We start from the raw sequence: 2,954 nt of genomic DNA, 5'->3' as shown, positions 1-2,954 counted from the left end.
CCAGACTCCTTCGGGTTATAGGGTCAAGCAATGAAGCGCACACGGTGGATGCCTAGGCAGTCAGAGGCGATGAAAGACGTGGTAGCCTGCGATAAGGCTCGGTGAGGTGGCAACAACCTGTGACCCGGGCATTTCTGAATGGGGAAACCCACTGACCATAAGGTCAGTATCTTACACTGAATACATAGGTGTAAGAGGCGAACCAGGGGAACTGAAACATCTAAGTACCCTGAGGAAAAGAAATCAACCGAGATTCCCCTAGTAGCGGCGAGCGAACGGGGACCAGCCCTTAAGCATGTGAATGATTAGGCGAACAGATTGGGAAGTCTGGCCGTAGCAGGTGATAGCCCTGTAGTCGAAAATCTGATCATGTGAAATCGAGTAGGTCGGGGCACGAGAAACCTTGACTGAAGACGGGGGGACCATCCTCCAAGGCTAAATACTCCTGACTGACCGATAGTGAACCAGTACCGTGAGGGAAAGGCGAAAAGAACCCCGGATAGGGGAGTGAAATAGATCCTGAAACCGTGTGCGTACAAGCAGTAGGAGCAGACTTGTTCTGTGACTGCGTACCTTTTGTATAATGGGTCAGCGACTTATATTCAGTGGCGAGGTTAACCGTATAGGGGAGCCGTAGGGAAACCGAGTCTTAACTGGGCGACACAGTCGCTGGATATAGACCCGAAACCGAGCGATCTATCCATGAGCAGGGTGAAGGTTGAGTAACATCAACTGGAGGCCCGAACCAGGATCTGTTGAAAAAGATTTGGATGACTTGTGGATCGGAGTGAAAGGCTAATCAAGCTCGGAGATAGCTGGTTCTCCTCGAAAGCTATTTAGGTAGCGCCTCACGTATTACCGCCGGGGGTAGAGCACTGTTTCGGCTAGGGGGTCATCCCGACTTACCAACCCGAGGCAAACTCCGAATACCGGTGAGTACAGCGTGGGAGACACACGGCGGGTGCTAACGTCCGTCGTGAAAAGGGAAACAACCCAGACCGTCAGCTAAGGTCCCGAAATCCTGGTTAAGTGGGAAACGATGTGGGAAGGCTTAGACAGCTAGGAGGTTGGCTTAGAAGCAGCCATCCTTTAAAGAAAGCGTAATAGCTCACTAGTCGAGTCGGCCTGCGCGGAAGATGTAACGGGGCTAAACCAGGTACCGAAGCTACGGGTGCGTCATTATTTCGATAATGATGCGCGGTAGAGGAGCGTCGTGTAAGCCAATGAAGGTGGATTGAGAAGTCTGCTGGAGGTATCACGAGTGCGAATGCTGACATGAGTAACGATAAAGGGAGTGAAAAACTCCCTCGCCGGAAGACCAAGGTTTTCTGTTCGATGCTAATCAGAGCAGAGTGAGTCGGCCCCTAAGGCGAGGCCGAAAGGCGTAGTCGATGGAAAACGGGCTAATATTCCCGTACCGGACATGGTTGCGATGGGGGGACGAAGAAGGCTAGGTGAGCCAGGCGTTGGTTGTCCTGGTGAAAGTGAGTAGGCCGAGATCTTAGGAAAATCCGGGATCTTAAAGCCGAGACACGAGATGAACTGACTACGGTCAGGAAGTCACTGATGCCACGCTTCCAGGAAAAGCCTCTAAGCTTCAGATCATGTGCGACCGTACCCCAAACCGACACAGGTGGTCAGGGAGAGAATCCCAAGGCGCTTGAGAGAACTCGGGTGAAGGAACTAGGCAAAATGGTGCCGTAACTTCGGGAGAAGGCACGCCGGCGTAGGGTGAAGAGACTTGCTCTCCTAGCCCGAACCGGTCGAAGATACCAGGTGGCTGCAACTGTTTATTAAAAACACAGCACTCTGCTAACTCGTAAGAGGACGTATAGGGTGTGACGCCTGCCCGGTGCCGGAAGGTTAAATGATGGTGTTAGCCGCAAGGCGAAGCTCTTGATTGAAGCCCCGGTAAACGGCGGCCGTAACTATAACGGTCCTAAGGTAGCGAAATTCCTTGTCGGGTAAGTTCCGACCTGCACGAATGGCGTAATGATGGCCACGCTGTCTCCACCCGAGACTCAGTGAAATTGAAATCGCCGTGAAGATGCGGTGTACCCGCGGCTAGACGGAAAGACCCCGTGAACCTTTACTATAGCTTCACACTGGACGCTGATGTTGCCTGTGTAGGATAGCTGGGAGGCTTTGAACTTTGGACGCCAGTTCGAAGGGAGCCAACCTTGAAATACCAGCCTGGCATCATTGGCGTTCTCACTCAGGTCCGTTATCCGGATCGAGGACAGTGTGTGGTGGGTAGTTTGACTGGGGCGGTCTCCTCCTAAAGAGTAACGGAGGAGCACGAAGGTACCCTCAGCACGGTCGGACATCGTGCATTGAGTGCAAGAGCATAAGGGTGCTTGACTGCGAGACAGACACGTCGAGCAGGTGCGAAAGCAGGTTCTAGTGATCCGGTGGTTCTGTATGGAAGGGCCATCGCTCAACGGATAAAAGGTACTCCGGGGATAACAGGCTGATACCGCCCAAGAGTTCACATCGACGGCGGTGTTTGGCACCTCGATGTCGGCTCATCACATCCTGGGGCTGAAGTCGGTCCCAAGGGTATGGCTGTTCGCCATTTAAAGTGGTACGCGAGCTGGGTTTAGAACGTCGTGAGACAGTTCGGTCCCTATCTGCCGTGGGCGTTGGATGTTTGAGAAGGGCTGCTCCTAGTACGAGAGGACCGGAGTGGACGACCCTCTGGTGTTCCGGTTGTCACGCCAGTGGCATTGCCGGGTAGCTATGGTCGGACGGGATAACCGCTGAAAGCATCTAAGCGGGAAGCCCCCTTCAAGATGAGACATCCCTGAGGCCTAGAGCCTCCTGAAGGGCCCAGCGAGACCAGCTGGTTGATAGGCACGGTGTGGAAGCGCTGCAAGGCGTTGAGCTAACGTGTACTAATGGCCCGTGAGGCTTGACTCTATAACACCCAAGGGGTCTGGTCGCAGTGATAACGT

General features: G+C 53.6%; 1 rRNA gene. It reads left to right on the top strand.

Annotated elements, in window-relative coordinates:
* Positions 1 to 21: 21 nt before the first annotated feature.
* Positions 22 to 2,919: ribosomal RNA gene (locus ACT3TF_RS17145) — 23S ribosomal RNA — on the top strand.
* Positions 2,920 to 2,954: the final 35 nt, after the last annotated feature.

The organism is Halomonas sp. AOP25-F1-15 (assembly GCF_052378675.1).
In the GTDB taxonomy this organism is placed as follows: Bacteria; Pseudomonadota; Gammaproteobacteria; order Pseudomonadales; family Halomonadaceae; genus Vreelandella; species Vreelandella casei.
This window is presented reverse-complemented; position numbering and strand designations above follow the sequence as displayed.